We start from the raw sequence: 22,331 nt of genomic DNA, 5'->3' as shown, positions 1-22,331 counted from the left end.
CGCAACTCCTGAAAGTGGGGTCAGGCCGCCGTCCGGCGTGCCCGATTCGCGTACTCGAACAATTAATATTCTGGCGAGACCGGGCAATTTCATCGATGGGCCCACACACCCGGCAGGTGTGCACCGATCTCCACCGCAGTGGTGGACCTAGACCGTGTTTCCAACGCCCGGCCCGGCATCCTCGCCTAGGGCTCGGACGCCGACCGTGCTTGGGCGAGCGCGACATCGCTTCGCGATCTGGCCGGTGGGGCTCGCCTCCGGCTTCGCCCCACCGGCCAGATAACGCGCTCGCGCGACGGCCGAGGCACTCTGAGACGGGCCCAAGACCCCGGACCCGCCTCCACGGCACGTGCGTCGACAGGAACCGGCCCGTCCAGCAGACTCGAGCCCTGCGACCTCGGTGGCGATCACCGGCGTCCTCGGCAACGCCGCCGCCACCCCGGAGGATCTGAAATGGGATGCTGGACCGCCTACGTGCTGCGGGCCGAAGACGGGTCGTGCTGGGCGATGGGCCAGAAATGGGGGGACTGGTACCTCGCCAGGGAAGGCGATCGTGCTCGGACCGTCGAGGCGGTCTTGCGCGGTGGCGTGGCGGTGGGCGACGAGCGTGCACGCGATCTCGTGGACTCGTGGTTCTGCCGGGGGGTCGCGCTCGACCTCGTCACGCGCCGATACCGCTACTTCGGCTGCGGCCTGTTGAAGTCCGGCGCCGCCTACCTCGAAAGTGCGGCACTGCGGCTGGCGTCGGCGCCTGGATGGGCCGGCTGGGATGTCGGCTACGCCTGGGCCGGACGCGAGGATCTCGCCGCGGTGGCGCCAGAGGTCAGACCGGTGGTCGTCGCGCCGGCCGATACGGAGGCGACCCCGCTGGACGCGGCCCTGACCTCTCGGGACGGCTGGTTCGTCGGCTGGAATCCCGTCCACCGAGAGATTTCAGTTCTCTACCATGAGACGATCGCAGACTGGTTCGCCCCGGCCAATGCGGTGGTGAGCATTATCGCACCCGACGGTATTGTCATGGATTACCAGCTCGCCGTTAACGGCATCGTGCCATTTCTGGCGCAGCACGGCGAACCTCTCCCGGCAAAACTACTGGCCCATGCGCCCTATCCCATGCCGGCCGAGGAGACCGCCGACTCCGGCGCGGTCATCGATCTCGCGGCACGTCGGCTCCGCTACTGGACGGCGGACAGCGTCCCACCCCAACTCATGGCGAAGTCGGCCGCCCGCTGGCCGGGCTGGGTCGTCGAACGGTTGCCCTTCGGGTTCATCGGGCACCTGGCCGCCACCGGCCGGGACGGCGAAGACCTGGTCATGACGGACGCCGAACTGTGTGAAGGGGGATGGGAAGCGGACCTCATCGACGTCCGGAACGGCGGGCGCGCCGCGCTGCGCACCGACCCGAGGAGTCTGCGGCCACCCCGGATCCGCGTGGTCGAGGAGGCGTGAGTGGGCGCCCCGCTTCACCGGGCACGAGACGCGGGTCCGGTCATCGACGGTCTGTCCTCGCGCGCGCTGTCCGAGATCCAACACCTTGAGCACACCCGAAATTATCTGGAGCCGGGAGACGTCAGCGCCGCCGTGCGCCTGTGGAAGGACTACGTCCATCGTTCCGAGCGTCGGCTATGGGACGACTACGAGTGGGGCGACGTGCACTGGTACTGCTGCGGCGACCCGCTCGAAGCCCGCGCGCTCCTCGACATCGTGATGCGGGCCGTTTCACCTCGAAGCGCACGCGAACTCCGCCGGATCATCAGCCGGTCCGACACCGTCTGGGACCGGCCGTCGTCCCTCCGGGTAGCGCCTACTGCCCGCGAGGCTGGGTGAAGCGCAGCATGTTGCCGGAGGGATCGCGGAAGGCGCAGTCGCGGACGCCGTACGGCTGGTCCATCGGCTCCTGGAGCACCTCACCGCCCGCGCCGCTGACGCGCTCGAAGACGGCGTCGCAGTCGTCGGTCCTGAAGATCACACCACGCAGCAGGCCCTTCGCCAGCAGTTCCGCCATGGCCCGCCTGTCGGTGGGTGAGGCGTTCGGGTCGCAGACGGGCGGTTCGAGGACGATCTCCACACCGGGCTGCGACGGCGAGCCGACGGTCACCCAGCGCATCCCCTCGAACCCGACGTCGTTGCGCATCTCCAGGCCGAGGACGTCCCGGTAGAAGACGAGCGCCGCGTCGTGGTCGTCTACGGCGATGAAGCACTGCGAAAGCTCGATGTCCATGCGCTTCACGCTAGGGGCCGGGGGACGGGCCCGCTTCTCCGTTCCTGATCGGCCGCGTGTGGATCTTGGCGACGCAGGCCGGGACGGCGGAGCCCTCGTCATGGCGGCGGGTCCGGTACGAGCTCGGGCTCTCGCCGACCAGCTCGGTGAACCGCGAGCTGAACGACCCCAGCGAGGTGCAGCCGACCGCGAAGCAGACGTCGGTCACCGTCAGGTCGCCCCGCCGCAGCAGCGCCTTGGCCCGCTCGATCCGGCGCGTCATCAGGTAGCTGTACGGCGTCTCCCCGAAGGCGGCGCGAAAGCTGCGGGAGAAGTGGCCCGGCGACATGAGGGCGCCGCGCGCCAGCGCCGGAACATCGAGCGGCTCGGCGTAGTCGCGGTCCATCCGGTCACGGGCCCGACGCAGCCGGACGAGGTCCTCCAAGGTCACACGCCCACTCTCCCACGGCGCCAGGGCACCGCCGCGCCGGTCCCGGATGCCTCAAACCGGTCACGATCAGATGGTGGCGCGCATGGAACGGGAGGCGCGGGCGGCCGGGACGGGATGGTGCTGCTGTGGCGGCCCTGACCAGGCCGCCACCCGATCACGACCCGGGCCCGTCCGCGGCCTTCACGGTGTGCACGCCCGGACCACGAAGCCGCCCGCGGGCACGGCTCGCGTCAGGCCGGAGTGAGGACGCAGAACTCGTTGCCCTCGGGGTCGGCGAGGACCGTCCACGGGACGTCGTTCTGGCCCACGTCTGCGGGCGTTGCGCCGAGTTCCTGAAGGCGCGCCACCAGGTCCGCCTGATGGGCGGCGGAGGTCGTGGCGAGATCGATGTGCACGCGGTTCTTCGTTGTTTTGGTTTGCGGGTCGGCGACGATGTCGATGCAGACGGCGGCGGGGTCGGGGTAGACGAGGCCCTCGGGCTCGAGGTTGGTCACGCCGGGTCCCTCGCTGGAAGCGTCCCAGGCGAGCGCCTCCGCCCAGAACCGGCCGAGCGCCGAGTCATCCCGAGCCTTCACATGAATCTGAACAAGCCGCGTCGCCATGCCGCCGATCCTAGGAGCTGGACTCGGGCGGGACGAACCGGTTATACCGGCCGCGCCGCAGGCGCTGGGACGGTTCGGCGCAACGGTGTCGCACGACGGCACGCACCTATGGCTGGACCACGCGGAAGTACCGGTCGTGGACTGACGACGATCGGTCAAGCGGTCGGTTCGCTGATGAGCTCGATCTCGATCGCTAGTACGCCCAGGGCCTCTTTCTCAGGGCCGTAGATGCGGCGGATGTTGGCGAGCTGCTGGTCGCGGGGGCTGGTCGGGTTCACCCGCTCGGGGTCCTCGGTGTCGAGCATCTCCTCGAACGAGCTGTAGTGGGCGACGCGCTTGACGCGGGTGAGGGCGTCGTCACCGCCGCACACGAACCGAACGTGGTCACCGGCGGCCAGGTTGCGGAGGTTGGGGTACTGGACCCGGACCTCGATCGTCTTGCTTCCCGCGGCGACCAGATCGAAGTAGCGGCGATAGAGGTTCATCTCGCGGGCGCGCGGCGCGGTGGTGGGGGCGGGGCGTGCGGTCATGATCCTGTCCAGTTCGGCGGTCGTGTAGGAGCGGTAGAAGTGTTTGGGGTCGGCGAGCATCCGTGAGACGAGCCAGACCATGGCGTCGATGAAAGAGTCGGTGTCGCCGTCCCAGTCGGTGACGTCGAGCATCCAGGGCCGGGCGCCGGACGGCGGTGCCACACGGTTCTCGCGGATCAGGGATTTCGACAGCTTGGCGCCGGTGTCGGTGAGCACCATCGGTGTGAACACGCGCGGCGGCGGGACGAGGCCGGGGAGTTGGGCGAAGGCTTCGTCGACAAGCTGGCAGCCGTATGCCCAGTCGCCGCCCTTGACCATCACCGACAGGGTGACGTGGTCGCGGACCGCCAGGCGCTCCTTGACCAGGTTCCGGTAGAGCGTCGCCAGATCGAGGTAGGCGCCGGTGTCGGCGGTGACCGCGACCTCGTAGTCACCGTGGTCGGTGCAGACCGCGGCGAAGTCGGCGCCCCCGGACCCGGTGCGCAGCAGACGGGTACGCTCGGCGCGCTTCTCCGCCCATCCGCACTGCCGGCACGGCAGCCGGATATGGACCTGGCCGTGTGAGGGGGCGAGCGGCCAGCGGATCTGGGCCAGCCGGCCGAGGGTGGCGAGGAACTCGTGCCGGAATGCGGGGTCGGCCTGCTGGGCGGTGTAGGTCTCGATCTCGTAGTCGACGCCGGTGGCATCAGCCAGGGAGTCGAACATGGCCCGGTAGTACCTGCCGAGTAGGTCCTCTACACCGTCGACGCCGAGTGCGTAGGCGTAGGTGGTCTGGTAGGCATGGTGGGTTTCGGGGTCGAGCCGGATGTCGTAGGGGGCATTGTCGAGTGCCCCGAACCGGACGATGGTGTCGACACCGAAGGCCCGCTTGGTCTGCTTGGCCAGGAGGAACGCCGCCGTCTGCACCAGGCAGGTTCCCAGGTGCGGTGCGCCGTTGATCTGGGTGCCGACGCAGAACGCGACCCGGTCGGGGTTGGCGGCTTGAAGGCGGGGCCGGACCATGTCGACGCTGCGCAGCATCGCGTTGGCCAGGACGTTGTTCGGGCTAATGATCTCCACGCTGTCGGTACGTCCGTTCACGGGATCGGCGCCCTTCTGATCAGACGGCGGGAACGGGGAGCTGGGCGAGAATGAAGTCGATCCGGCGGCCCGGCTCGTCGGCCGGGACGAAGATCGGCTTATAGCCGGCGTCGTAGTACCCCTGGACGATCAGCTCGTGGACGCGGCGGATCTCGCGTTCCTTGGCCCATACCAGGTCGTCCTCGGAATCGAAGTCGTCGAGGGAGTCAAGGACGAACACCGCGTCGTACCGGTAGATGCGAGTGGCTTCCTCCAGTTCGGGGTAGGCGCGGAGGCCGAAGAAGGCGTCCCACCCGTACCCGTCCGGGATGCCCCGGTTGTAGAAGCGAAGACCGGCCTTGTGGTCGCAGAACTCGGAGACGAACGCCGCCAGCACGTCGCGGGAGTACTCCTGCCGGTCGGCGACCTGTAGGTGGCGGCCGAGCCGGTTGCGGTGCCTGCGGTAGATCTCCCGGGCGGGTTCGCCCTCGGTGCAGGGGATCTCCAACGCCAGCAGGCGGGTGAAGACGGCCTCCTTCCCGGCAGACGGACCGCCGGTGATCACATACCGGCGCGGTGGGGTGTGCGGATTGAGGAGCTGGTCGAGACTCATCTGCGTTCTTCCTGGTCGGGGCCGGAGAGGCCGGTCAGTGCACGCCGCCAGGTGGCAGCGAGTTCAGGACCACCAGCCGCCTCATCCAGCCGGGCGGTGAAGTCGACGAGGCCCTGCTCAGGCTCGCCGAGCTCGGCCAGGAGCAGTTCCTGGGCCGGGGCCAGGGCAGGAGTCCAGCCGGCGGAAGCGCCGATCTGTTCAGGCGCCAGCTCAGTCGCGGTGTGCAGCAGGACCGCGCCGTAGGACGCGCGGTAGGAGGCGGTCGCGGCCAGGACCTGGGCGTGCCGCCACAACGCCGCGGTGGCGGCGCCGTTGCTCTCGACGGCCGGTGCGTCCATGCTGACCAGGCGGGCCACGGTCAGCAGTTCGGCGCGCAGCAGGTAGACCGCGCCCCACAGGGCGGCGAGGGTGTGTTGGTGCTCGATGGCTTCCCACGCGAACACGTCCGCTGGCAGCACCAGCGGCTGCCCCGAGGCGTGCAGGACAGGTGCGGACGGGTCCGCTTCGGCGACGGACGCCTCGCTGGCGCGGCGCAGTTGCCAGGCGACCAGGCCACAGATCTTCGGCTCGATCCGCTTCCGGAAGTGATGCACTTCGTACCCGGCAGCCGTGGCCGCCGCCGCCCGCCGTGCGGTCAGCTTCGCGCCCGAGGTCTCGGACTCGAAGCCGAACAGCAGCCGCGCCGCCTCAGCGAGCCCGGCGTTCTCTAGGCGGCCCAGCTCTTCGCGCAGCGCGGCGTCCAGCGCATGGGCCCGGCTCGCCGGATCATCGAGGTCAATGGCCCGCGCCCGTACCCCGGCCAGTCCCAGCAGCCGGGCACCGGCGCGGTCGGCACGTACCGGCAGTCCGAACCGCACGATGGCCCGCACCTCGTCGGCGAGCGCGTCGGCCGCCTGATCGTTCAAGGGCGTTCCGAAAGTGGGCATGGCTGTAGTCTTACACAAGACGCCCAAGAAATGCCCACTCTAGTGCCCAGAAAATACCCAGACAGAAATGAAGTGATCTCGGCGGGGTGGTGGTCCGCCCGTGGATGCCAGGCTGGGCGGACGCGGGGCGTGTGCTCAGGCTCACCGTCCAGGACGGGACGGCCGTGGGCCGGATTACGCCCAGTGTGGTGGGTGCAGACCTGTCGTCGTGGACTCTCGACGCTGATCTGGAACCAGCGGCACCTGCTGCACGTGCTCCGCGAGTTCGAGATCTTCGACAACCAGTACCGACTACATCCGGCCGGCGAGGCGCCAGGGTTCTCTCAGGCGAGTCAACGCGCTGGCCGCAGCCTCATGTACGGCGGGGTCGTCGTCGTGGAGGCGTTCGGTCAGCAATGCGGTGAGCTGCTCAGTGAGACTCGGGGTGAGGGTGTGCCCGCAGCACCGCATACAGCGGTTTGCGCACATATAGCACGCTGCAATTCGGATGGTGACATGTGGCGAGTCGAACAGTCGCGTGGCCAGATCGACCTGGGCCGCCGCATCGGCGTCCAACAAGGAGATCACCCATTGAGGCAGGCCGCCATCGTGGTTAAAGGTGTCACCCCATGGTGATTCGAGGAACAGTCGGGTTGTCTCCGGGGTGATCGTTTCAGCGAGCACGGCCAGCAGCCCGTCATCTGGCGTGTCGTCCGTCAGGCACAGAAGGGCGATGGCGGCTCCGAGTCGGACAATGGCCGCCGCCCGGTCATCTCTGATCACGTTCTCCGCCCAGGCCAGGGCCGGGATGGTGTCGCCATCGGCAATGGCCAGTTGAGCGACGGCCAACACCAGGTACGCCTGCACCAGCGGATCGTTCTCGACCTCGTACTGGGCGCGCAGGGCGGCGGTGACCAGCGCCGTGTCCCGAGTCGCCACCGCAACGGCGTACGCCGCGCTGACCCGCACCTTGGGATCAGGATCGCTGAGCAGTCCGGTCAGGACATGCGCAGCCCGGGTGATCAGTTCGATATTCGCCCGCAATAGCGAACTGTCCAGTTGGCCGTATGCGGTATAGCGCTCCTCGTCACTTACCCTGGCGTCCATGAGTTCTTCGCGGCTGTGGCATTGAAAGGGATAAGATCGACCAATGCGTCCCAGAAGATACAGCAAGCCGGGACGGTCATGGACGTTCGGGTCGGCGGCCAGTCGAACCAGGGCCGGGACGGTGGCCGGTGCGGGATCATTCATGGAACCTTGGTGCTGAAGCCGATTCCACAGCTCCTCCGAAGCCTTGCCCGCGACGGTGGGATCGGCATCGCCCATCTGCTCCAACCAGGTGGGCACATCGCCCGCCAAGCCAGGGGACACCCGATCGAGTCGATCCCAATCGGTCTGCCCGTCCGCGCTGACAAAGTCCAGATAGTCGATCTGCGGCGGCAGTTCGAAGTGAGCAGAGTCCTCGGTCATGGGACAGACACTCCAGGGAAGAAACTCGATTGTGGCGGAAAGTATCCGCAGCAGGGTGACCGAAAGTAGCAGTTGGCGTGGCGTAAGGGTCCGTATTCAAGGATGAGGCTGTCCGGACGGTACTGAACGCTGCATTACTGGATGGCGGTGCGGCGTAGGGAGCGTGGCACCCCGGTTCGTGTGTTCTGAACGGAGCGGTGTTACCGGTTCAGTTCGATCTGGTTCTCGGTCCCGGCGTGTGCGCCTGTGGCGTTGTCGGCTCGCGGGCCGGCGGGAAGTCAGTCGCGCGCGGCGGTCAGTTCATAGCCGGCCTCGTCGACCGCGGCGCGCACGTGGGCGATGTCGAGTTCGTTCTCGCTGGTCAGCGTGACCGTGCCGTTGTCGACGTCCACGGATATGGCGGTGACGCCGTCGAGGCGTTGGAGTTCCTCGGTGACGAAGTCCGCGCAGTGTCCGCAGATCATGCCGCTCACGGCGTAGGTGCTCTCGGTCATGCCGACGCCTCCTGCCGGCCGGGCGTTTCGGGTGCTTGTTCCGGTGCGGCGTCGAGGGGGACGGTGCGGGTGAGCGAGTGCCCTCGGCGCATCCGTCCGTCGGGAGTGAACTGCCCGAAGAAGTACACCTCCAGGGTGAGTTTTCTGTTGCGGTTGTTCACGTGCAGGGTGCTCCGGGCGGCGATTCGATCCCCGTTCGCCACGGCTTCGTGCACCTCCCATACGCCGCTGGGCCGGTTCTTGCGCACCGGACGGGCGTGCGCGATGAGTTTCTCCCGGTCCATCCGGTGCCCGTCGGCGATCTGCACGATGTCCGGCGTGTGGTAGCGGTCGACGATCACCCCCGTGTCCTCATCGCCGTCCACCAGTTCGTCGTGGAAGGACGTGTGGAAGTCGGCGATGAACTTCTTGGGGTCGGTGCCGTGGAAAGGGGTCATGGTGCTCCCGTCGCGCCGTGGGCCTCAGATACGATCTCTTACAGACTGTAAGATATGCATCGTCCGGCAACTTTGGCAAGGTGTAAGAAATGACCTCCTCTCGGGCTCCGCAGCGCCGCGCCGACGCCCGCCGCAGCAGGGCGTCCATCCTGGAAGCGGCGGCCCGGCTCCTGAACTCCGCCCCGGACGCCAGCGTCGGGGCCATCGCCGCGGACGCGGGCGTGACCCGCCAGACGGTCTACGCCCACTTTCCCTCGCGCCCGCAGTTGCTGGCGGCGGTCCTGGACCAGGTCACCGAGGAGGCCGTCGCCGCGATGGACGCCCTCGACCTCGACACCGGACCGGCTGTCGACGCCCTCCTGCGGCTGATCGACGCCAGCGCCCGGACGACCGCGCGATACCCCGTCCTCCTCCAGAGGATCCGCGCGCTGCCGGAGATCCCGCAGGCCGACCACAAACGCCACGCGCCGGTCGCCGACCGCCTCAAGCGCGTGATCCGGCGCGGCCAGCGGTCCGGAGAGTTCGACGACCGGCTCTCCCCCGACTGGCTGGTGGCGGTCGTCATCGATCTCGGCCACACCGCCGCCGCCGAGACCGACGCCGACCGCATGACCGGCCAGGAAGCGACGGACGCGCTTCACATCAGCCTGCGCCGCATTCTCGGCGCGAACACGCCCCCGTAATGACCGCTGTAATGGAGCATCCCCCGCGTGCTCCACATGTCGTGGGCAGGCGGGGGACGCCTGGTGCGGACGCGGCGCGACCCATCAGCCGCTCCGCGTGCCCTTCAGCCGGCGGCCTGCGTGGAAACGCGCGCAACGGCCTGAACGGCGACATCGGGCTGCTCCAGGTAGATGTAGTGGCCGCTTTTCTCCGCCGTCGTCAGCTTGCTGCGGCCGGACAGCGCGAGCCACTTGCGCTGCCCGGCGGTCCACGCCTGCTCCAGGCGCGGGCCGGACTCCGGGATGGCCGCGAGGTACGGCTTCCCGTGCTTGATCACCTCCACCGCGGTGTTCCCCGCGGAGCGGACCTTCCCGTCGGGCATGGCGAGCTTCTCCGGGTTCTGGCCCTGGAAGATCGCGAGGTTCTGCTCGCGCACCTGGGCCGCCGGCCCCTTGGCCGAAGCGGGGATCGCCTGCTCCATGTCGGCGAGCATGGTCGACGGCGTCGCGTCCATCAGGACCAGCCCCTTGACCCGCTTCTGGTGGTCGGGGGCGTACCTGGCGGCGATCAGTCCGCCCATCGAGTGCCCGGCCAGGACGACCGGGGCGTCGCCGGCGATCTCGTCGAGCACCCCGGTGAGGATCTTCCCGGTGCTGGTGAAGCTCTGCGGACCGTCCGGCTTGTCGCTTGTGCCCGCACCGAGCCGGTCATAGGAGCAGACCCGGTTCTTTCCGCTGAGGGTCTTCTGGAAGGCGGCCATCTTGCTCAGCCCGTCACCCCCGCCGTGCAGCAGGACGACGACCGGCTTGCCCGCTGCCAGCTTGCCCGAGCAGGACACGCTCACCGACTTTCCGTCGAGGTCGAACTTCTTCGCCCCGACAAAGTCAGCGGCCTTCTGCTTCTCGTCGAACGGGAACGAGTTCATGTCGTCGTCCTCGCAGCCGGAGAGGCCGGCAGCGGCGACGGCGCAGCACATCGCGGTCACGGCGAGCTTCCGGATCTTGCGAGTCATCATGTCCTCCAGCGAAAGAACCGGCGGTGGTGCGGAAACGCACGGCTCGGGATCTCGCGGCCCGAACGCCGCGCTCACACGGAGAACGCTAGGTACTCGACGGTGCCGCGATCATCACCGTGCGGAGGACATTCGCGGGTAGCTCGCACGGGGGACGAGCGGTCTGGCCAGTGCGCCGACCATCGACGTCCGCCGGGTTCGATCACGCGGCCTGGGGCGGGGGCGTCGACTTCGGACGCGGGCCCGATCGCGGCCCTGAGGTGCTGGTCCGTCGGCGTGGCGGGCGCCGCGCAGGACATCGGCATGACGAAGACGGGGGGACCACGCGGCCAGTGATCTGCCCCGTGCGTCCCCCCGTCCGCGTCGTTCATGCGATGTCGAGCAGCGGCGGCTCGTTCGCTTCTACGTGTCGCGCGCGGCGGAGCGTCGGGTGATCTCGGTCCTGACCGTCTCGTGCAGCTCGTCCGAGGTGAAGCCGAGGTTGCGCAGGATCTGCGCGGCCGGGCTCTCCTCGATGCGGATCAGGCCCAGCAGCGAATGTTCCGTGCCGACCCAGTCGTGGCCGAGGTCGGCCGACGCGCGGGATGCCTGATCGAGGGCCTCCTTGCTCTCCGGCCGGAACGCGATGTGACCCCGCAGCGCCTTCTGCCCGGCCGGCGGCATCGCTTCCACGATCGCGTCGCGGATGCGCTGCTCTGACTCGGTCTTCGCCATCAGCACCTCATACGCCAGGCCCCGCGGTTCGCCGAGCAGGCCGAGCAGGATGTGTTCGGTGCCGATGAAGTCGTGCTTGTGCGTTCGGGCGGCCTCCTGCGCCAGCACGATGCTGTGCCGGTTCAGATCGGTGAACCGCTCGAACGGGCCGGGCGCGTGGCGCTGCTGGGCGGCCTGCTTGGAGACCCCGATGGCCTCGCCGACCTCACTCCACGACGCGCCGGCCCGCTTGGCCTTGCCGACGTAGTGGTCGACGAGCTGGTCACCAAGATCGGCCAGGGTCTGGTTGCGTAGCTGCGCCTCACTGATACGGGCCAGGTCATCGGCGTCGGGGAGTTCCTCGTCGAGACGGGCGATCAGGTCGGCCAGGCTGATGTTGAGTGGGCTCATGCGTCAATCGTAGGTTGACGACCCTCGATCGTCAACCCTTGGTTGACGCGCGTTCCGCCTGCGCTCGACGCGGGCCGCGAGTTCGTCGCCCGCACCAACCTCATGAGGCTGCACAGTCAGGGGTCGTGTGCTCCTGGTCGGATGGTTTCGGTGAGCGCGGTGAAGGCCGCGCGGCGCAGGCCGCGATCACGCTCAGAGTGCGATCAGGCCTGCCTGCGTCGGCTTGAACCCGCAGGCGTCGAAGTAGAACGCCCGCAGGTCGTCCTCGAAGTCGACGTGCAGCCATTCGCACTTCGCCGCGCGGGCTCCTCTGGCTGCCTCGGCGACGAGTTCGGCTCCGATCCCGGAGCGGCGAAGCTCGGCGCTGACCATGGTGTCCAGGATGAAGGCATGGACGCCGCCGTCCCATGCGACATTGACGAAGCCGATGAGTTCGCCGTCGCGCCGTGCACAGACCCAGCCGAGGCTGTGGCGGTGGACCTGCGCCTGCCAGCCGATGTCCACGATCCGGTGGCCGAAGCCCTCCGCGTGCAGCGCATTGACGGCCGTGTCCTCGAAGTCGCCTCGCCACTCGTACGTGATCACCATGCCGTGAGCGTAGACCGCCCGAGCCGACCACCTGCCCCAGCGCGGTCCCCCTGGATGATCAGCATTGAGAAGACGTCACTGAGGTTTTCTCAACGCTGATCATTTCCAGATTGCGTTGAGGTCCAGAGCGGGGCGGGGCGCACTCGCGGCTGCGGCTGGGCTGATGGTGATGCGCTGCAGGGCTCGCCAGGATTGCTTGATTTGAGCTCCGCGGCGGTGTGCTCGTCTCAGAGGCGGAGGCTGTAAATGCGGCCGTTGAAGACGCGAAGTGTCAGCGTGGACAATGGCGCCATGACTGATCTCTACGCAGTGCGGGTGCTGGCGGTCGATCCGCCGCGCCGCCGCATACGACTGCGGGTGACTGCCATCAACCCGGATGTATGGCACTGGCCGCTGGTTCCAGCTGCCTGGCCTTACGTCGCAGCTCGACCAATTCCTTCTTCTCCGCGCTCGTCAGGCCGTCTGTGCGGCCCTCGTCGGCCTCTGCCTGCCGTATCCAACTACTCAGACACGACTGGCTGATGCCCAGGCTCTTGGCCAACGCCGTGACCGGTTTGTCGCCGGCCCGGGCCAGCTCGACAGCGCGTCGCCGAAACTCCGGCGGATGAGGTGGCGGCACGAGACACTTCCTTCCCCGTTGGCCCACGGCCAACTCAGGTCACGTGGCCGTGAAACGGGGGGAAGCTCAACGCCATACAGAGCACCATCGACTAGCTGTTGTTATCGTGGCAGCCATGAGCGCCTTCACCCTCGATGAACTACTCGCCCTCGAACACGCGGGCTGGAAGTCGCTCTGTGAGTCCACGGGAGGCACGTTCTACGGTGAGCTGATGACGCCAGATGCCGTGTTCGTTCTGGTCAACGGTGCAGTGATGACGCGCGACGAGATCACCGCATCGCTCGACGGCGCTCTGGGGTGGGAGTCCTACGAAATCACCGACGCGCGCCTCGTGGAAGTCGGCGAAGATGCTGCCGCGTTGGTCTACCGTGCGTCGTCGTCTCGACCCGACCTAACCGAGCCGTTCACCGCGCTCATGTCGAGCGTGTACTACCGCGTTGACGGGCAGCCCCGGCTGGCGGTCTACCAGCAGACCGCGCTCACTCCTTAGCGACCGCGAGAAGCGGCAACGTTTGTTCCAGCGCAGCACCAGCACGGCCTGGCGGAACGGCCCCAACGCCCGGCTGCGGCGCCGGGGTGCCGATCCGGCGGCGATGCGCGGCGAGCAGTCGCGCAAGGTACTCCACGATGTGGCGCGGGACGTCGAGCGTGGCAACATAGGTGACCAACGTGAAGCCTCTGGTAGCTACGGACATGATCTCGTGGTGACCTGTCCTACCAGAGGCTTCACGTCTTGGTGCATCCGCGGTCCGACAAGCAGGTCGTCCCTGCCGCCCCCACTACTGACCGTTTCCCTGAGATAGCGTCACTGAGCGCCTAAAGGTCGTGTGCTCCCGCTCGGACGGTGGCGGCGAGCGCAGTGAATGCCGCGCGGTTGAGGATGAGGGTGGGGCCGTCGGGGTTCTTGGAGTCTCGCACCGCCACCGCGGTGGCGAGGTCGGCGACCTCCACGCAGTTGCCGCCCTCGTGACCGCTGTGGCTGCTCTTGCGCCAGTGAGCGGTCGACAGGTCGAAGGTGCTCATAGTTCCTCCATCACGGTCCCGAAACGAGTCGTACCGCAGGGGAGGGGGTTTGATGCGAGTCAGTGGAATATTGGTCTCCGCGTGGCAGGATGCGCGATGCCCCGCAGGCCGTGGCGGCCGACGGGGCATCGCAGCGAGGGTGGCCGGATCCCCACGCGTGAAGGGATCAGGCGTGAGGGGGCTTTACAGGTCGTGTGCTCCGCTGCGGATGGTTCCGGTGAACGCCGTGAAGGCCGCGCGGTTGAGGATGAGGGTGGGGCCGTCGGGGTTCTTGGAGTCTCGCACTGCCACCACGGTGGCGAGGTCGGCGACCTCCACGCAGTCGCCGCCTTCGTGGCCGCTGTGGCTGCTCTTACGCCACTGAGCGGCCGACAGGTCCAACGTGCTCATAGTTCCTCCATCACGGTCTTGAGCAAGGTCCGCGACTCCTCGATGTGATGAGCGTGACCTCGGATCAAGTCATACCGTACGACGTAACTCGCGACACGGGCAGGCTGCTCGATGAACATCCCCGTGCCTGCGGACTCGGTGTAGGCCGCCTGTGAACCGTCGTCGAACCCGAGAATGGTGAAGTTCCCTGTGAGTCCTGGGTAATAGCCCCGGCCCTGGGGGACGACATCCACCGTGACGTTCGGCCGCTCGCTTGCCTCGATCAGAGAGCCGATCTGCTTCCGCTGGATCTCCCTGCTCCCGATCACGCATCGGAGGGCGGTCTCGTCCAAAGTGAGGAACACGTGCGGTGGGGCATCGGACGTCAGGATCGACTGCCGTTCCATTCGCTTAGCGAGGAACTCTTCGGCGATGTTCGTATCCACGTCATCCATGACGGCGCGAGCGTATTCCTCTGTCTGGAACAGTCCGTTCACCAGCAGCACGGAGAAGATCCTCGCATGTGCGGCGTCCTTCTCGCGCTCGGTGTACTCGGCGAAGCCGGGTGGCAGTGTGACGGCGTTCTTGGTGTCTTCGATGCGGTCCCAGAGGCGGTGGAACACCCCGTTGGTCTTGAAGTAGGTGTCGAGTACGTCGGCGAAGTCCACTGACGGGGTGTTCTTGCAGAGTTCGACCTGGCCTATGTAGGAGTCCGTGTAGCCGAGTGCGTCGGCGAGTTGCTTCTTGTTGAGTCCGCCTTCTTTTCGCCACGCTTCGAGCTCTTTGGCGAACGTGACGATGGCGGGGGTGTCGTAAGGCTCAGAACGTGCGGGCATGGGGGCTCCCGGCGTCAAACCTGGTCAGAGGTTCAGTCGATCTTGCCTGCGGTGCGGCCGTGGTCGTGCCTGGTCGCTTTCCGAGCGTATCCCCGCTGGGTGAAGCTGGGCGCGTCATTCAGCAGCTCAAGCCCAATGAGCGGGTTTGTCTGGTTGCTGAGAAAAAGGCGGCCCCGGCCGGTGCGGTGAACACCGGGATCCGGGGCCTTGGCCCGAAGGGACTCGGACCCATGGACGATCGTACGGGGCGAGAAGCGTGGCTCGCGGCGCTTGGCGCCCATTTGGCTGCGCGGCGGTTCGAGGTGGAGTTGACCGCGCGTGGGCTTCAGGTGACCAATCCCCGGGAGCCCGGATGCTGTGAATCGGTGGTGATGGCGGGCGACATGATCACTTGTTCGCGGCGCGGCAGCGACGGCGGGCGTTTGTGGTTCTTCACGTCGTGGCGGGAGCCGATCGCGCCGGCGGACGAGATCATCAACGCGGCCGTCTTCATCCACGGCTACCTGAGCAGGCGTCCCGGGACGGCGGGGTCGGGACGGTGACCGTCGCGCTGGATCTCGATACGGGACGGGCGGCGGCCGAGCTGCGGCGGCGGTTCCCCGGAGTGTCGGTGTGGCGCGGCAGCGTCACCGGCCACTGGTGGGCGATCGCCCGGGCCCGGTCGGGACGTGACTGCCTGGTGGAGGCCGCCAACCCCGTCGCCCTCGGACGATGCCTCGAAGAACTCGGCGCCCACGGATTCACACCCCGCTCTCAGCGCGGTGTGCAGAACGGCGCGGCGATGCGGTCGATACCTTCCCCGCAGAGATCCCGCATCGCCGCGTCCACGAAGAGGCGTCCTTGGGGCGGATGCCTGCGGCGGCTGTTCCGCTGCCTGCTCGCCTGAGGCCGTCCAGCGGCGGGATTGCGTAGAAATGGGGACGGCTGGATGACGTCGCGACCGGTGTGGATTCCCTACTGCTGGCGATGGCTACGGGGACCCCGTCAGGGCGCGGTGGACTTGCGGTGGTGAGAGGCGCGGGCCTTGGCGCGGTTCCCGCATAGGTCCATGGAGCACCAGGTCCGGCGCCGATTGCGGGAGTGGTCGTAGTAGGCCCATCGGCAGCTCGGCTCCCGGCAGGCCTTCAGTCGCGTCCACGTGCCTTCCACCACGGCCTCGGCCACGACGGCGAGCAGCCTGGCCAGCGCCGCCTCCACCGGCACCCGGGCACAGGCGACCAGTCGGGGCGGGGAAACGGTCACGTCGAGCATCAGCGGGAAGTCGCGGGTGAGTTCGGCGAGTTCGACGCGGGCAGTGGGGTTGAGGCCGTCCGGGCGTGGGCTCGAGACCGGCTCGGTGTTGTTCTCGGCGATCAGCGCGCGCAGTCCCTCGCGGATCCGTTCGGCACGGTCGCGCTGCTCGGCGTTCAGCACCGTGTCGACCGGTATCAGGCCGCGGGCGTGCAACCACTCCGCCAGCTGTCGCGGAGTTCCTATCTCGTCGCCGTCCCTGCGGCGAGTGTTGATGAACTCCTCGATCACGCGCAGCGGCATCGGCGCCGTCCCGGCCGTGAGGTTGTCCGGCCCAGGCTCGGCAGCACGCTCATTAGCCATGTCTCACAGCCTAACCAGCCATAGGCGATGGTAAGGTGCCTAACCGGCGTAACGGATACATCGGTTAGATCAGGAAGGCTCGCGGTCGAGCGTCAGCATCAACCGATTCCGCGTCGTCGCCACCTGGACGCGCCCAGGGCTCGCGATCGGTTTCCAGCCACTACAGAAGAGAACAGACATGGCCTCCGTGCAAAAAGAGATCATCATCGATGCCGACCCCGCGGACGTGTGGGCGATCATCGGCGACTTCACCAACGGGCCCGTCCGGATGGCACCGGGCTTCGTCACCGACAGCCGGCTCGACGAGCCGGACGTCAGGGTCGTCACGTTCACCGACGGAACCGTGGCGCGTGAGCGGCTCATCGCGCTCGACGACGAGACACGCCGACTCGTCTTCTCCATCATCGGCGACACCATGCAGCCGACACACGACAACGCGTCAATGCAGGTCTTCCCCCACGGGGACGACCGCAGCCGGTTCGTGTGGATTCACGACGTGCAACCGGACCACCTCGCCATCCCGATGGGCGGCGCAATGGACCACGGCTTGAGCATCTTCAAGCAGACGGTGGAGTCCTCCAGCGAGCACCTCGGTTAGGGCCTGAGCACGGCTGGCGCGGGAGCGTCCCAGGAACAGGCCCTAACCGAGGATGAGCGGGAGTCGTGCTGCGAGCTCGCCCAGCGCGGCCTCCTCCGCGCCGGTCGGTGTGCGGCGTCCGGTGCCGATCAGCAGCGCGTTCGTGTCGGAGAGCGAGGCGGGGAACGGGGCTTCGGCGATCGTCTCCAGCGACGCGCGGGCCGCCGCGAGGGTCTCGGCGGGCGGTTCGGCGGCGGACGGCAGGTGCGCGATCAGGTCGAGGTGGTGCAGCGTCCATTCGAGCACGTACACCGACAGGTAGTCGCCGACGGTCAGCACCTTGTCGCGGGTGCTGACGCGGGCGGCGGGATCGGCGAGAACGGCGGCGCGGCCCGCCGCGGAACCGACGTCGTCGAGGTGGAACTTGAGCCACCGCGGCTCGCCGTACGCGGCGGCCAGCCGGGGGACCAGCGCGTCGAGCGGGTCCTCGCCGGTCGGGGGTTGGACGAGGTCCCAGTAGGTGGCCGCGTCCGCGGTCGGTTCGGTTTCGGCGGGCGTGACCAGGGTGATCAGGACGTCCTGCGCGTCGATGACCAGGTGGCACGCCAGGTCCCGGACGAGCCAGCCGGTGCAGCCGGACGGCCGCTCGAAGTGCTCGTCCGGGACGTCGGCGACCGCCGTGCGGAGCGCCGTCCACGCGCGTGAGAAGAGATCCACTGCGGCACGGTAGCCCCGGACCGGAACGGCGGACAACCGTGCCCGGCGTGGCCTCGGCCGCCACGGTGGCGATCACCTTCAGCGGTGGCCCAGCACGTTGACCACTCGGCCGTTGGGATCGCGGACGAAGAACCGGCGCACGCCCCACTCCTCGTCCTGCAAGGGATGCACGATCTCCGCGCCGCTCTCCCGCACGGCCGCGTAGACCGCGTCCACATCGTCCACCTCGACGCTCATGTCGGCGGTGACCGGTGCGGTCCTGTCGCCGGCCATGAAGCTGACCTGCGCCGCCGGGCTGGAGGGGGAGGCGAGCGTCATGATCCAGCCGAGGTTCATGACCTCCTCGAAGCCCAGCAGCCCGTAGAACTCCCGGCTCTCCGGCACGGCCTCCGACTGGACGTTGGGCACGACACGGCGAACGGCCATCGACGACTCCAAGTGAGAATTGATCTGCCTCTGAGACTTCCCCATCTTCCCGCGGGTCACCAGGGGCCGTGGTGGAGCAGGCCCAGGGCCAGGGAGGCCGCCGCGGTGGAGAGGAACACGATCCCGCCCACGATGTCGCGGGAGCCCACCCGCAGGTGGGCGGTGATCGCGCCGATGAAGTACAGCACGAGGCCGGAGGCGGCGAGGGTTCCCAGGAGCGGCATGGCGAGTCCGGCCGGCAGCCCCACGGCGCCCGCCGCCAGCAGCGTTCCCAGCACCGGTACCCACGTCCGGGGCACGCCCTTCATGTCCGCCTGGGTCTTGGGGTATTCGTGGCCGATCAGGTAGAAGACGGCGGCGGCACCGTTGATGACCGCGCCGAGGATGGTGACCGTGACGTAGGCGGCGAACATGATTCTCCGTTTCTGTGGGGGGAGTGGTGTCGCTGCGCACTCCGTCGCGTGATGTCGTTCTCCTGGACGACGAGTCGGTGACCCGATGTGTGACATCGGTCGGCAGCCGGGCGTGCCAAACGCGGCCTAAGAGGCTCGGCGGGGTGCGGTGACCCGGTCGCGGGCCCAGATCATCAGGATCCGGAGCAGCCGGAGCCACCAGGTCTGGGTGAGCGCGACGACGATCTCGTCCCGGATCCGCCGCCTGGTCCGGTCGCCGGGGTCGGCGGCGGCCCAGTGGCGGGCGAGGTCGATCACCCGGTCCGGGACGGGACGTCCGGCGTCGATGAGGACCCGCACGATCTCGCTCCGGACGTGGGCGTGGTGCAGGGCGGTGTCCAGCCAGAGGCCGAAGACCCCCCCGACGTCCAGGACGGGGTCCGCCGACAGTGCCGCACCCCATGCCGGTGCGAACTCGTGGACCGGCCGGTGGACCAGGATCTCCGGGACGCCGGCCTGGGTGACGTCCGCCGCAAGATCCAGGAAGATGATCGCGCCGGTGCGCATCCGGCGGCGGCGCGCGGCGACCGACACGCGGCCATGCTCGCCGCTCCAGTCGAGCGCAGCGTCGATCACCGCACGGCGCTGCCCGGCCTGGGCGAGGCTCCGCGCCGCGCCGACCACCTCCTGCCGCACCTGCCCGTTGCCGTGCGTCGCCAGGTGCTTGAGCCGGGTCAGCGCGATCGACGGGTACGCCTGGCCGAGGGGTTCGCAGACCCGCGCGATGGTCAGCTTCAGGGTCTGATCCGTCCGGGCCTTGTACGCCCAGTCGTACAGGCCCCGCCTGATCTTGCCGCCGACGCGGCTGTGCAGGCAGGTCTGGGACAGCAGGATGTACGCCGGGCCGGAGAGCTCGGCCTCGGCCCACGACTGCGCCGCGGTGAGGATCCGGTCGTACAGGCCGTCCGCGGCGGCCAGGTCGGCGAAGACCTCCGCGATCAACGTGCGCTGCGCGGACGCCGTGTTGGCGTCCAGGACCAGGTCCGACAGCCACGACATCAGGTCGGGACGGGTCAGCGGGTAGTCGTCCCAGACGTGCCGCAGGACCGAGCGTGCGAAGCCGTGCCGGCGGAACACGATCCGGCCGTCCTCGGAGTCGGCCTCCAGCAGGTCGCGCAGGCCCGCGGCGGGGGACCAGGCGAGCCCGGAGCCGTTCACCTCGGTCCGGAGCTGCCGCGCCAGCGCGAGGGCGGCGGCGTAGACGTCGATGTCGGTGGCGGGCTGAAGCGTCGCCGCCGAGATCATCAGGGCGCGGTCCTGCGGTTCGGGATTGGTGAGGAACCACTGCCGCAGCTCCTGTCCCCATCCCCGGTACGCCTGCACCACCTCGGCCTGCATCGCGGTGAGGTCGCCGCCCCTGGACGTGACGTCCTCGACGATGTCGGCGAGCCTGCGGGCACCGGCGGGACGCGCCCGCTCCAGAAGCGCCCGGGCCTGCGTCCAGCGCGCCCACCCGGGCCCGGCGTAGCCGCGGACGGTCAGCCGGTGCCGGTAGACGTCCACCGCGTCCGGCGGCTCGACCTCGATGAAGGGGACGGGCAGGTTGAGCCGCAGCCGCTGGTCCTCGTCCCCGATGATCGCGACGTAGCCGCCCGCGGCGTGCGCGGCGTCCAGGCACCGGACCAGCCCCTCCGACTTCTCGTCGGCGGCGCGCACGAGGTACCCGCACGGGCCGGCGGCGCGGATCTCCTCGCTGTCCTCCATGTCGCTCGCGAACCGGCGGATTGGGATGTCGGGACGCAGCTCGCTCATCGCGGCGATGGCGGCCGTCTCGCGACCGCTCCCGGGCGGGCCGCCCAGCAGTGCGGCCCGGTCCGCCTCCAGTGCCTTGACCACCAGGTCGTGGTTGGGCGCGGGGACGTGGCAGTTCACCCGGTCGACGACCTCGCTCGGGCCGAGGAACAGCGCGGGCCGTCCGCGCATGAACTTCTGCACGTGCTGGATGACGTCGCCGCCGACCACGTTGCCGACGACGTTCTGCGCGTCGTCCCCGGAGAAGTCGAGGTCCTTGAACGACTGCTGCCACGGCGCGGTCACGAGCGCTCCTGCCGGAAGCTCCCGCCGATCTGGTTCCCGATGACGTTCTGCGATCCGTCGCCGTTGAACTGCATGTTCGAGAACGTCTGCCCGCCGGGCGCGGGCGCGGGCGGCGTCGGCTCGGGATCGCCGGACGGCCGTCCGTCCTCGGGGGCCTGCGCGCGGGACGGCTTGGGCACGTACAGGTAGGCGGGACGGTCGTACTGCTTCACCGTGACCTGCACCGGCGTGAGCCGGCTCGGCTTCAGGCTGGTGTAGCCGCCGCTCACGAACATCTCGAACGCCTCCGACGAGACGGCCACCGCGGCGAACGTGACGCCGGGATCGCTCTGCTTCAGCGCGTCCCGGAGCGGGGTCGAGTCGAGCAGCCTGCACACGTTGATGGTGGCGGTGGAGATGCCGGCCGTCACCGGGGTCTGGTCGTCGACCATCCCGACGTGCAGCGCCACCCGCAGGCGCAGCCGCAGGTCGCGGGCGCGCAGCTTCGGCGCCGCGGCTTCGAGGACGTCCTGGAGCCGGTCGCCGAACTCGCCGATCAGCGGGACCATCGCGTCGAGCGGCAGGACGGCCAGGACCCCGTCGCCGGTGCTCTGCTGGAAGTGCGCCGCGGCCCATTCCCTGCCGAGCCCGCTGAGGCCGCACGCCTGATCGAGGGCCTCGCGGATCTCCAAGTGCAGGTCGGGCAGATGAGCGTCGGGGTGGTGGCTGAACTTCTCGGCATCGACGACGAGCAGGCTCCGGAACGGGGGCATGGTCATGGTCCTTTCGACTGGGGGGTACCAACGATTCACGCGGTCGCGCGGGCCCGCTGTCTGAATTCAGACACCCTCGTGTCCCGGACCGGCCATCGCGGTCAGCCCGCGCAGGTCGGTGATGACGATCCCGTGGTGGGACGTGGCGACCAGCCCGAGGCGCCGCAGGCGGGCCAGCTCGGCCGCGACGGTGCTGCGCGCGAGACCGGTGGCCTGCCCCAGCTCCGCCTGCCCGAGCGTGACCACGGCGGACGCGGCGGGGCCGGACGCGGCGGGGCCGGACGCGTCGGGGTCGGACGCGGCGAAGCGGAGCAGGGCCTGGATCAGGCGGGGACCGGCGGGGAGGCCCGCGATCTCGGCCCGCCACGCCTCACCCTCGCGGATGCGTCCCATCGCGCGAATCAGCAACTGGGTCTCCCACCCGGCCGACCGCGCCAGGTGGAGGAAGCGGTCGGCCGGAATGGCCCGCGTCTCGCAGGAGTCGATGGCCACCACGGTCGCCGACCGGTCGCCGCCGCCCAGCACCGAGATGTCGCCGAGGATCTCGCCGGGCCCGCGGATCGCCAGGATCAGCACCGCGCCGTTCGGGGCCGTGCGTAGAACCTTCACCCGCCCCGCGAGCAGGACCAGCACGTACGCCGCCGGATCGCCCTGCCGCAGCAGTACGTCCCCCGCGTCGAAGGACCGCGCCGCGCCCGCCGTCGCGAGCCGTTCCCACCCTTCCGCCGAGACATTCACGGGTCTTTTCTTGCACATTTCTCAAGAGAGTCAAGCCGTCATGCGAACTTTCCGACAGTTCCGG

Annotated in this window: 29 protein-coding genes and 1 pseudogene; 7 read left to right on the top strand and 23 right to left on the bottom strand. The window is 68.7% G+C overall.

Going from position 1 to position 22,331, the window contains the following annotated elements:
• Positions 1-453 precede the first annotated feature (453 nt).
• Both OHA34_RS17345 and OHA34_RS17340 read left to right on the top strand, forming a co-directional pair.
• A complete protein-coding gene (locus OHA34_RS17345; protein WP_285942209.1) occupies positions 454-1,449 on the top strand; it encodes a hypothetical protein in 996 nt (331 codons plus the stop codon).
• Entirely contained in the window at positions 1,450-1,827 is a 378-nt protein-coding gene (locus tag OHA34_RS17340) for a hypothetical protein (RefSeq protein WP_285942208.1), read from the top strand. It begins immediately after the preceding gene.
• Here the strand turns inward: OHA34_RS17340 and OHA34_RS17335 are convergent.
• The 9 genes and pseudogenes from OHA34_RS17335 to OHA34_RS17295 all read right to left on the bottom strand — a co-directional run bounded on the left by OHA34_RS17335 (position 1,805) and on the right by OHA34_RS17295 (position 8,761).
• Positions 1,805-2,221: a VOC family protein gene (locus OHA34_RS17335; protein ID WP_285942207.1), complete on the bottom strand. Its 417-nt coding sequence runs from the start codon at positions 2,219-2,221 to the stop codon at positions 1,805-1,807. The genes OHA34_RS17340 and OHA34_RS17335 overlap by 23 nt on opposite strands.
• 10 nt (positions 2,222-2,231) lie before the next feature.
• On the bottom strand, positions 2,232-2,606 hold the full coding sequence (locus OHA34_RS17330) for a helix-turn-helix transcriptional regulator (RefSeq protein ID WP_285942802.1): 375 nt from the start codon (positions 2,604-2,606) through the stop codon (positions 2,232-2,234).
• A gap of 281 nt (positions 2,607-2,887) precedes the next feature.
• A pseudogene (locus OHA34_RS17325) lies at positions 2,888-3,253 on the bottom strand (VOC family protein); the annotation flags it as partial.
• 155 nt (positions 3,254-3,408) lie between these two features.
• Entirely contained in the window at positions 3,409-4,863 is a 1,455-nt protein-coding gene (locus tag OHA34_RS17320; RefSeq protein ID WP_285942206.1) for an ASCH domain-containing protein, read from the bottom strand.
• A 19-nt stretch (positions 4,864-4,882) separates the two neighbouring features.
• Positions 4,883-5,455: an ATP-binding protein gene (locus OHA34_RS17315; RefSeq protein WP_285942205.1), complete on the bottom strand. Its 573-nt coding sequence runs from the start codon at positions 5,453-5,455 to the stop codon at positions 4,883-4,885.
• Positions 5,452-6,381, bottom strand: coding sequence for a hypothetical protein (locus OHA34_RS17310; protein ID WP_285942204.1), 930 nt, complete (start codon positions 6,379-6,381; stop codon positions 5,452-5,454). The genes OHA34_RS17315 and OHA34_RS17310 overlap by 4 nt, the downstream gene beginning before the upstream one ends.
• A gap of 291 nt (positions 6,382-6,672) precedes the next feature.
• The gene (locus tag OHA34_RS17305; protein WP_329522209.1) at positions 6,673-7,830 is read right to left on the bottom strand and encodes a hypothetical protein; all 1,158 of its coding nucleotides are present in this window, start codon (positions 7,828-7,830) and stop codon (positions 6,673-6,675) included.
• A 278-nt stretch (positions 7,831-8,108) separates the two neighbouring features.
• Positions 8,109-8,324, bottom strand: a complete 216-nt coding sequence (locus tag OHA34_RS17300) for a heavy-metal-associated domain-containing protein (protein WP_285942202.1) — start codon at positions 8,322-8,324, stop codon at positions 8,109-8,111.
• Entirely contained in the window at positions 8,321-8,761 is a 441-nt protein-coding gene (locus OHA34_RS17295) for a nuclear transport factor 2 family protein (RefSeq protein ID WP_329522208.1), read from the bottom strand. The genes OHA34_RS17300 and OHA34_RS17295 overlap by 4 nt, the downstream gene beginning before the upstream one ends.
• An 89-nt stretch (positions 8,762-8,850) precedes the next feature.
• Here OHA34_RS17295 and OHA34_RS17290 point away from each other — a divergent pair, with 89 nt between their 5' ends.
• On the top strand, positions 8,851-9,444 hold the full coding sequence (locus OHA34_RS17290; RefSeq protein ID WP_329522207.1) for a TetR/AcrR family transcriptional regulator: 594 nt from the start codon (positions 8,851-8,853) through the stop codon (positions 9,442-9,444).
• A 104-nt stretch (positions 9,445-9,548) separates the two neighbouring features.
• Here OHA34_RS17290 and OHA34_RS17285 read toward each other — a convergent pair whose 3' ends face one another.
• The 4 genes from OHA34_RS17285 to OHA34_RS38530 form a co-directional block, all read right to left on the bottom strand.
• A complete protein-coding gene (locus OHA34_RS17285; protein ID WP_329522206.1) occupies positions 9,549-10,439 on the bottom strand; it encodes an alpha/beta fold hydrolase in 891 nt (296 codons plus the stop codon).
• Positions 10,440-10,838: 399 nt separating this feature from the next.
• Complete coding sequence (locus OHA34_RS17280) at positions 10,839-11,540, bottom strand: Clp protease N-terminal domain-containing protein (RefSeq protein WP_285942199.1); 702 nt, start codon at positions 11,538-11,540, stop codon at positions 10,839-10,841.
• Between the two features lie 192 nt (positions 11,541-11,732).
• Positions 11,733-12,128, bottom strand: coding sequence for a GNAT family N-acetyltransferase (locus OHA34_RS17275; protein WP_329522205.1), 396 nt, complete (start codon positions 12,126-12,128; stop codon positions 11,733-11,735).
• A gap of 367 nt (positions 12,129-12,495) precedes the next feature.
• A complete protein-coding gene (locus OHA34_RS38530) occupies positions 12,496-12,747 on the bottom strand; it encodes a transposase (protein ID WP_432763080.1) in 252 nt (83 codons plus the stop codon).
• A 115-nt stretch (positions 12,748-12,862) separates the two neighbouring features.
• Here OHA34_RS38530 and OHA34_RS17270 point away from each other — a divergent pair, with 115 nt between their 5' ends.
• Positions 12,863-13,237, top strand: coding sequence for a nuclear transport factor 2 family protein (locus OHA34_RS17270; RefSeq protein WP_285942197.1), 375 nt, complete (start codon positions 12,863-12,865; stop codon positions 13,235-13,237).
• Positions 13,238-13,563: 326 nt separating this feature from the next.
• Here OHA34_RS17270 and OHA34_RS17265 read toward each other — a convergent pair whose 3' ends face one another.
• The 3 genes from OHA34_RS17265 to OHA34_RS17255 form a co-directional block, all read right to left on the bottom strand.
• Positions 13,564-13,770 carry a DUF397 domain-containing protein gene (locus OHA34_RS17265; protein ID WP_285942196.1) on the bottom strand — a complete coding sequence of 69 codons (207 nt, stop codon included), beginning with the start codon at positions 13,768-13,770 and terminating at the stop codon, positions 13,564-13,566.
• Between the two features lie 183 nt (positions 13,771-13,953).
• On the bottom strand, positions 13,954-14,160 hold the full coding sequence (locus OHA34_RS17260; protein WP_285942195.1) for a DUF397 domain-containing protein: 207 nt from the start codon (positions 14,158-14,160) through the stop codon (positions 13,954-13,956).
• Positions 14,157-14,975: a helix-turn-helix domain-containing protein gene (locus OHA34_RS17255; RefSeq protein ID WP_285942194.1), complete on the bottom strand. Its 819-nt coding sequence runs from the start codon at positions 14,973-14,975 to the stop codon at positions 14,157-14,159. The genes OHA34_RS17260 and OHA34_RS17255 overlap by 4 nt, the downstream gene beginning before the upstream one ends.
• Before the next feature lie 230 nt (positions 14,976-15,205).
• Here OHA34_RS17255 and OHA34_RS17250 point away from each other — a divergent pair, with 230 nt between their 5' ends.
• Together OHA34_RS17250 and OHA34_RS17245 are read left to right on the top strand one after the other, a co-directional pair.
• The gene (locus OHA34_RS17250; protein WP_285942193.1) at positions 15,206-15,517 is read left to right on the top strand and encodes a hypothetical protein; all 312 of its coding nucleotides are present in this window, start codon (positions 15,206-15,208) and stop codon (positions 15,515-15,517) included.
• On the top strand, positions 15,514-15,861 hold the full coding sequence (locus OHA34_RS17245) for a hypothetical protein (RefSeq protein ID WP_329522204.1): 348 nt from the start codon (positions 15,514-15,516) through the stop codon (positions 15,859-15,861). The genes OHA34_RS17250 and OHA34_RS17245 overlap by 4 nt, the downstream gene beginning before the upstream one ends.
• Before the next feature lie 98 nt (positions 15,862-15,959).
• Here the strand turns inward: OHA34_RS17245 and OHA34_RS17240 are convergent, their stop codons facing one another.
• Positions 15,960-16,568 carry a CGNR zinc finger domain-containing protein gene (locus OHA34_RS17240; RefSeq protein ID WP_285942191.1) on the bottom strand — a complete coding sequence of 203 codons (609 nt, stop codon included), beginning with the start codon at positions 16,566-16,568 and terminating at the stop codon, positions 15,960-15,962.
• A gap of 178 nt (positions 16,569-16,746) precedes the next feature.
• Between OHA34_RS17240 and OHA34_RS17235 the strand changes: the two genes are divergently transcribed.
• Positions 16,747-17,166 (top strand): SRPBCC family protein, encoded by a 420-nt coding sequence (locus tag OHA34_RS17235; RefSeq protein ID WP_285942190.1) that lies wholly within the window; start codon positions 16,747-16,749, stop codon positions 17,164-17,166.
• A 42-nt stretch (positions 17,167-17,208) separates the two neighbouring features.
• Here OHA34_RS17235 and OHA34_RS17230 read toward each other — a convergent pair whose 3' ends face one another.
• From OHA34_RS17230 to OHA34_RS17205, 6 genes are all read right to left on the bottom strand, one after another.
• Complete coding sequence (locus OHA34_RS17230) at positions 17,209-17,862, bottom strand: maleylpyruvate isomerase N-terminal domain-containing protein (protein ID WP_285942189.1); 654 nt, start codon at positions 17,860-17,862, stop codon at positions 17,209-17,211.
• Positions 17,863-17,940: 78 nt separating this feature from the next.
• Complete coding sequence (locus tag OHA34_RS17225) at positions 17,941-18,288, bottom strand: VOC family protein (protein WP_329522203.1); 348 nt, start codon at positions 18,286-18,288, stop codon at positions 17,941-17,943.
• Between the two features lie 56 nt (positions 18,289-18,344).
• On the bottom strand, positions 18,345-18,701 hold the full coding sequence (locus OHA34_RS17220) for a DoxX family protein (protein WP_285942187.1): 357 nt from the start codon (positions 18,699-18,701) through the stop codon (positions 18,345-18,347).
• Positions 18,702-18,827: 126 nt separating this feature from the next.
• Positions 18,828-20,777 (bottom strand): hypothetical protein, encoded by a 1,950-nt coding sequence (locus OHA34_RS17215; protein ID WP_329522202.1) that lies wholly within the window; start codon positions 20,775-20,777, stop codon positions 18,828-18,830.
• Positions 20,774-21,529, bottom strand: a complete 756-nt coding sequence (locus OHA34_RS17210; RefSeq protein ID WP_285942185.1) for a hypothetical protein — start codon at positions 21,527-21,529, stop codon at positions 20,774-20,776. The genes OHA34_RS17215 and OHA34_RS17210 overlap by 4 nt, the downstream gene beginning before the upstream one ends.
• 66 nt (positions 21,530-21,595) lie before the next feature.
• The gene (locus tag OHA34_RS17205) at positions 21,596-22,267 is read right to left on the bottom strand and encodes a Crp/Fnr family transcriptional regulator (RefSeq protein ID WP_285942184.1); all 672 of its coding nucleotides are present in this window, start codon (positions 22,265-22,267) and stop codon (positions 21,596-21,598) included.
• Positions 22,268-22,331 lie beyond the last annotated feature (64 nt).

Origin of the sequence: Spirillospora sp. NBC_01491 (assembly GCF_036227065.1) — a bacterium.
Taxonomy (GTDB): Bacteria; Actinomycetota; Actinomycetes; order Streptosporangiales; family Streptosporangiaceae; genus Spirillospora; species Spirillospora xylanilytica.
Note: the sequence above shows the minus strand (reverse complement) of the source record. Positions and strands in the feature narration are given on the sequence as shown.

Coding starts and splice junctions, on each gene's coding strand:
- OHA34_RS17345 (WP_285942209.1), top strand. CDS start 454: ATGGGATGCTGGACCGCCTACGTGCTGCGGGCCGAAGACGGGTCGTGC.
- OHA34_RS17335 (WP_285942207.1), bottom strand. CDS start 2,221: ATGGACATCGAGCTTTCGCAGTGCTTCATCGCCGTAGACGACCACGAC.
- OHA34_RS17330 (WP_285942802.1), bottom strand. CDS start 2,606: ATGGACCGCGACTACGCCGAGCCGCTCGATGTTCCGGCGCTGGCGCGC.
- OHA34_RS17315 (WP_285942205.1), bottom strand. CDS start 5,455: ATGAGTCTCGACCAGCTCCTCAATCCGCACACCCCACCGCGCCGGTAT.
- OHA34_RS17310 (WP_285942204.1), bottom strand. CDS start 6,381: ATGCCCACTTTCGGAACGCCCTTGAACGATCAGGCGGCCGACGCGCTC.
- OHA34_RS17305 (WP_329522209.1), bottom strand. CDS start 7,830: ATGACCGAGGACTCTGCTCACTTCGAACTGCCGCCGCAGATCGACTAT.
- OHA34_RS17300 (WP_285942202.1), bottom strand. CDS start 8,324: ATGACCGAGAGCACCTACGCCGTGAGCGGCATGATCTGCGGACACTGC.
- OHA34_RS17295 (WP_329522208.1), bottom strand. CDS start 8,761: ATGACCCCTTTCCACGGCACCGACCCCAAGAAGTTCATCGCCGACTTC.
- OHA34_RS17290 (WP_329522207.1), top strand. CDS start 8,851: ATGACCTCCTCTCGGGCTCCGCAGCGCCGCGCCGACGCCCGCCGCAGC.
- OHA34_RS17285 (WP_329522206.1), bottom strand. CDS start 10,439: ATGATGACTCGCAAGATCCGGAAGCTCGCCGTGACCGCGATGTGCTGC.
- OHA34_RS17280 (WP_285942199.1), bottom strand. CDS start 11,540: ATGAGCCCACTCAACATCAGCCTGGCCGACCTGATCGCCCGTCTCGAC.
- OHA34_RS17275 (WP_329522205.1), bottom strand. CDS start 12,128: ATGGTGATCACGTACGAGTGGCGAGGCGACTTCGAGGACACGGCCGTC.
- OHA34_RS17270 (WP_285942197.1), top strand. CDS start 12,863: ATGAGCGCCTTCACCCTCGATGAACTACTCGCCCTCGAACACGCGGGC.
- OHA34_RS17265 (WP_285942196.1), bottom strand. CDS start 13,770: ATGAGCACCTTCGACCTGTCGACCGCTCACTGGCGCAAGAGCAGCCAC.
- OHA34_RS17260 (WP_285942195.1), bottom strand. CDS start 14,160: ATGAGCACGTTGGACCTGTCGGCCGCTCAGTGGCGTAAGAGCAGCCAC.
- OHA34_RS17255 (WP_285942194.1), bottom strand. CDS start 14,975: ATGCCCGCACGTTCTGAGCCTTACGACACCCCCGCCATCGTCACGTTC.
- OHA34_RS17250 (WP_285942193.1), top strand. CDS start 15,206: ATGGACGATCGTACGGGGCGAGAAGCGTGGCTCGCGGCGCTTGGCGCC.
- OHA34_RS17240 (WP_285942191.1), bottom strand. CDS start 16,568: ATGGCTAATGAGCGTGCTGCCGAGCCTGGGCCGGACAACCTCACGGCC.
- OHA34_RS17235 (WP_285942190.1), top strand. CDS start 16,747: ATGGCCTCCGTGCAAAAAGAGATCATCATCGATGCCGACCCCGCGGAC.
- OHA34_RS17225 (WP_329522203.1), bottom strand. CDS start 18,288: ATGGCCGTTCGCCGTGTCGTGCCCAACGTCCAGTCGGAGGCCGTGCCG.
- OHA34_RS17220 (WP_285942187.1), bottom strand. CDS start 18,701: ATGTTCGCCGCCTACGTCACGGTCACCATCCTCGGCGCGGTCATCAAC.
- OHA34_RS17210 (WP_285942185.1), bottom strand. CDS start 21,529: ATGCCCCCGTTCCGGAGCCTGCTCGTCGTCGATGCCGAGAAGTTCAGC.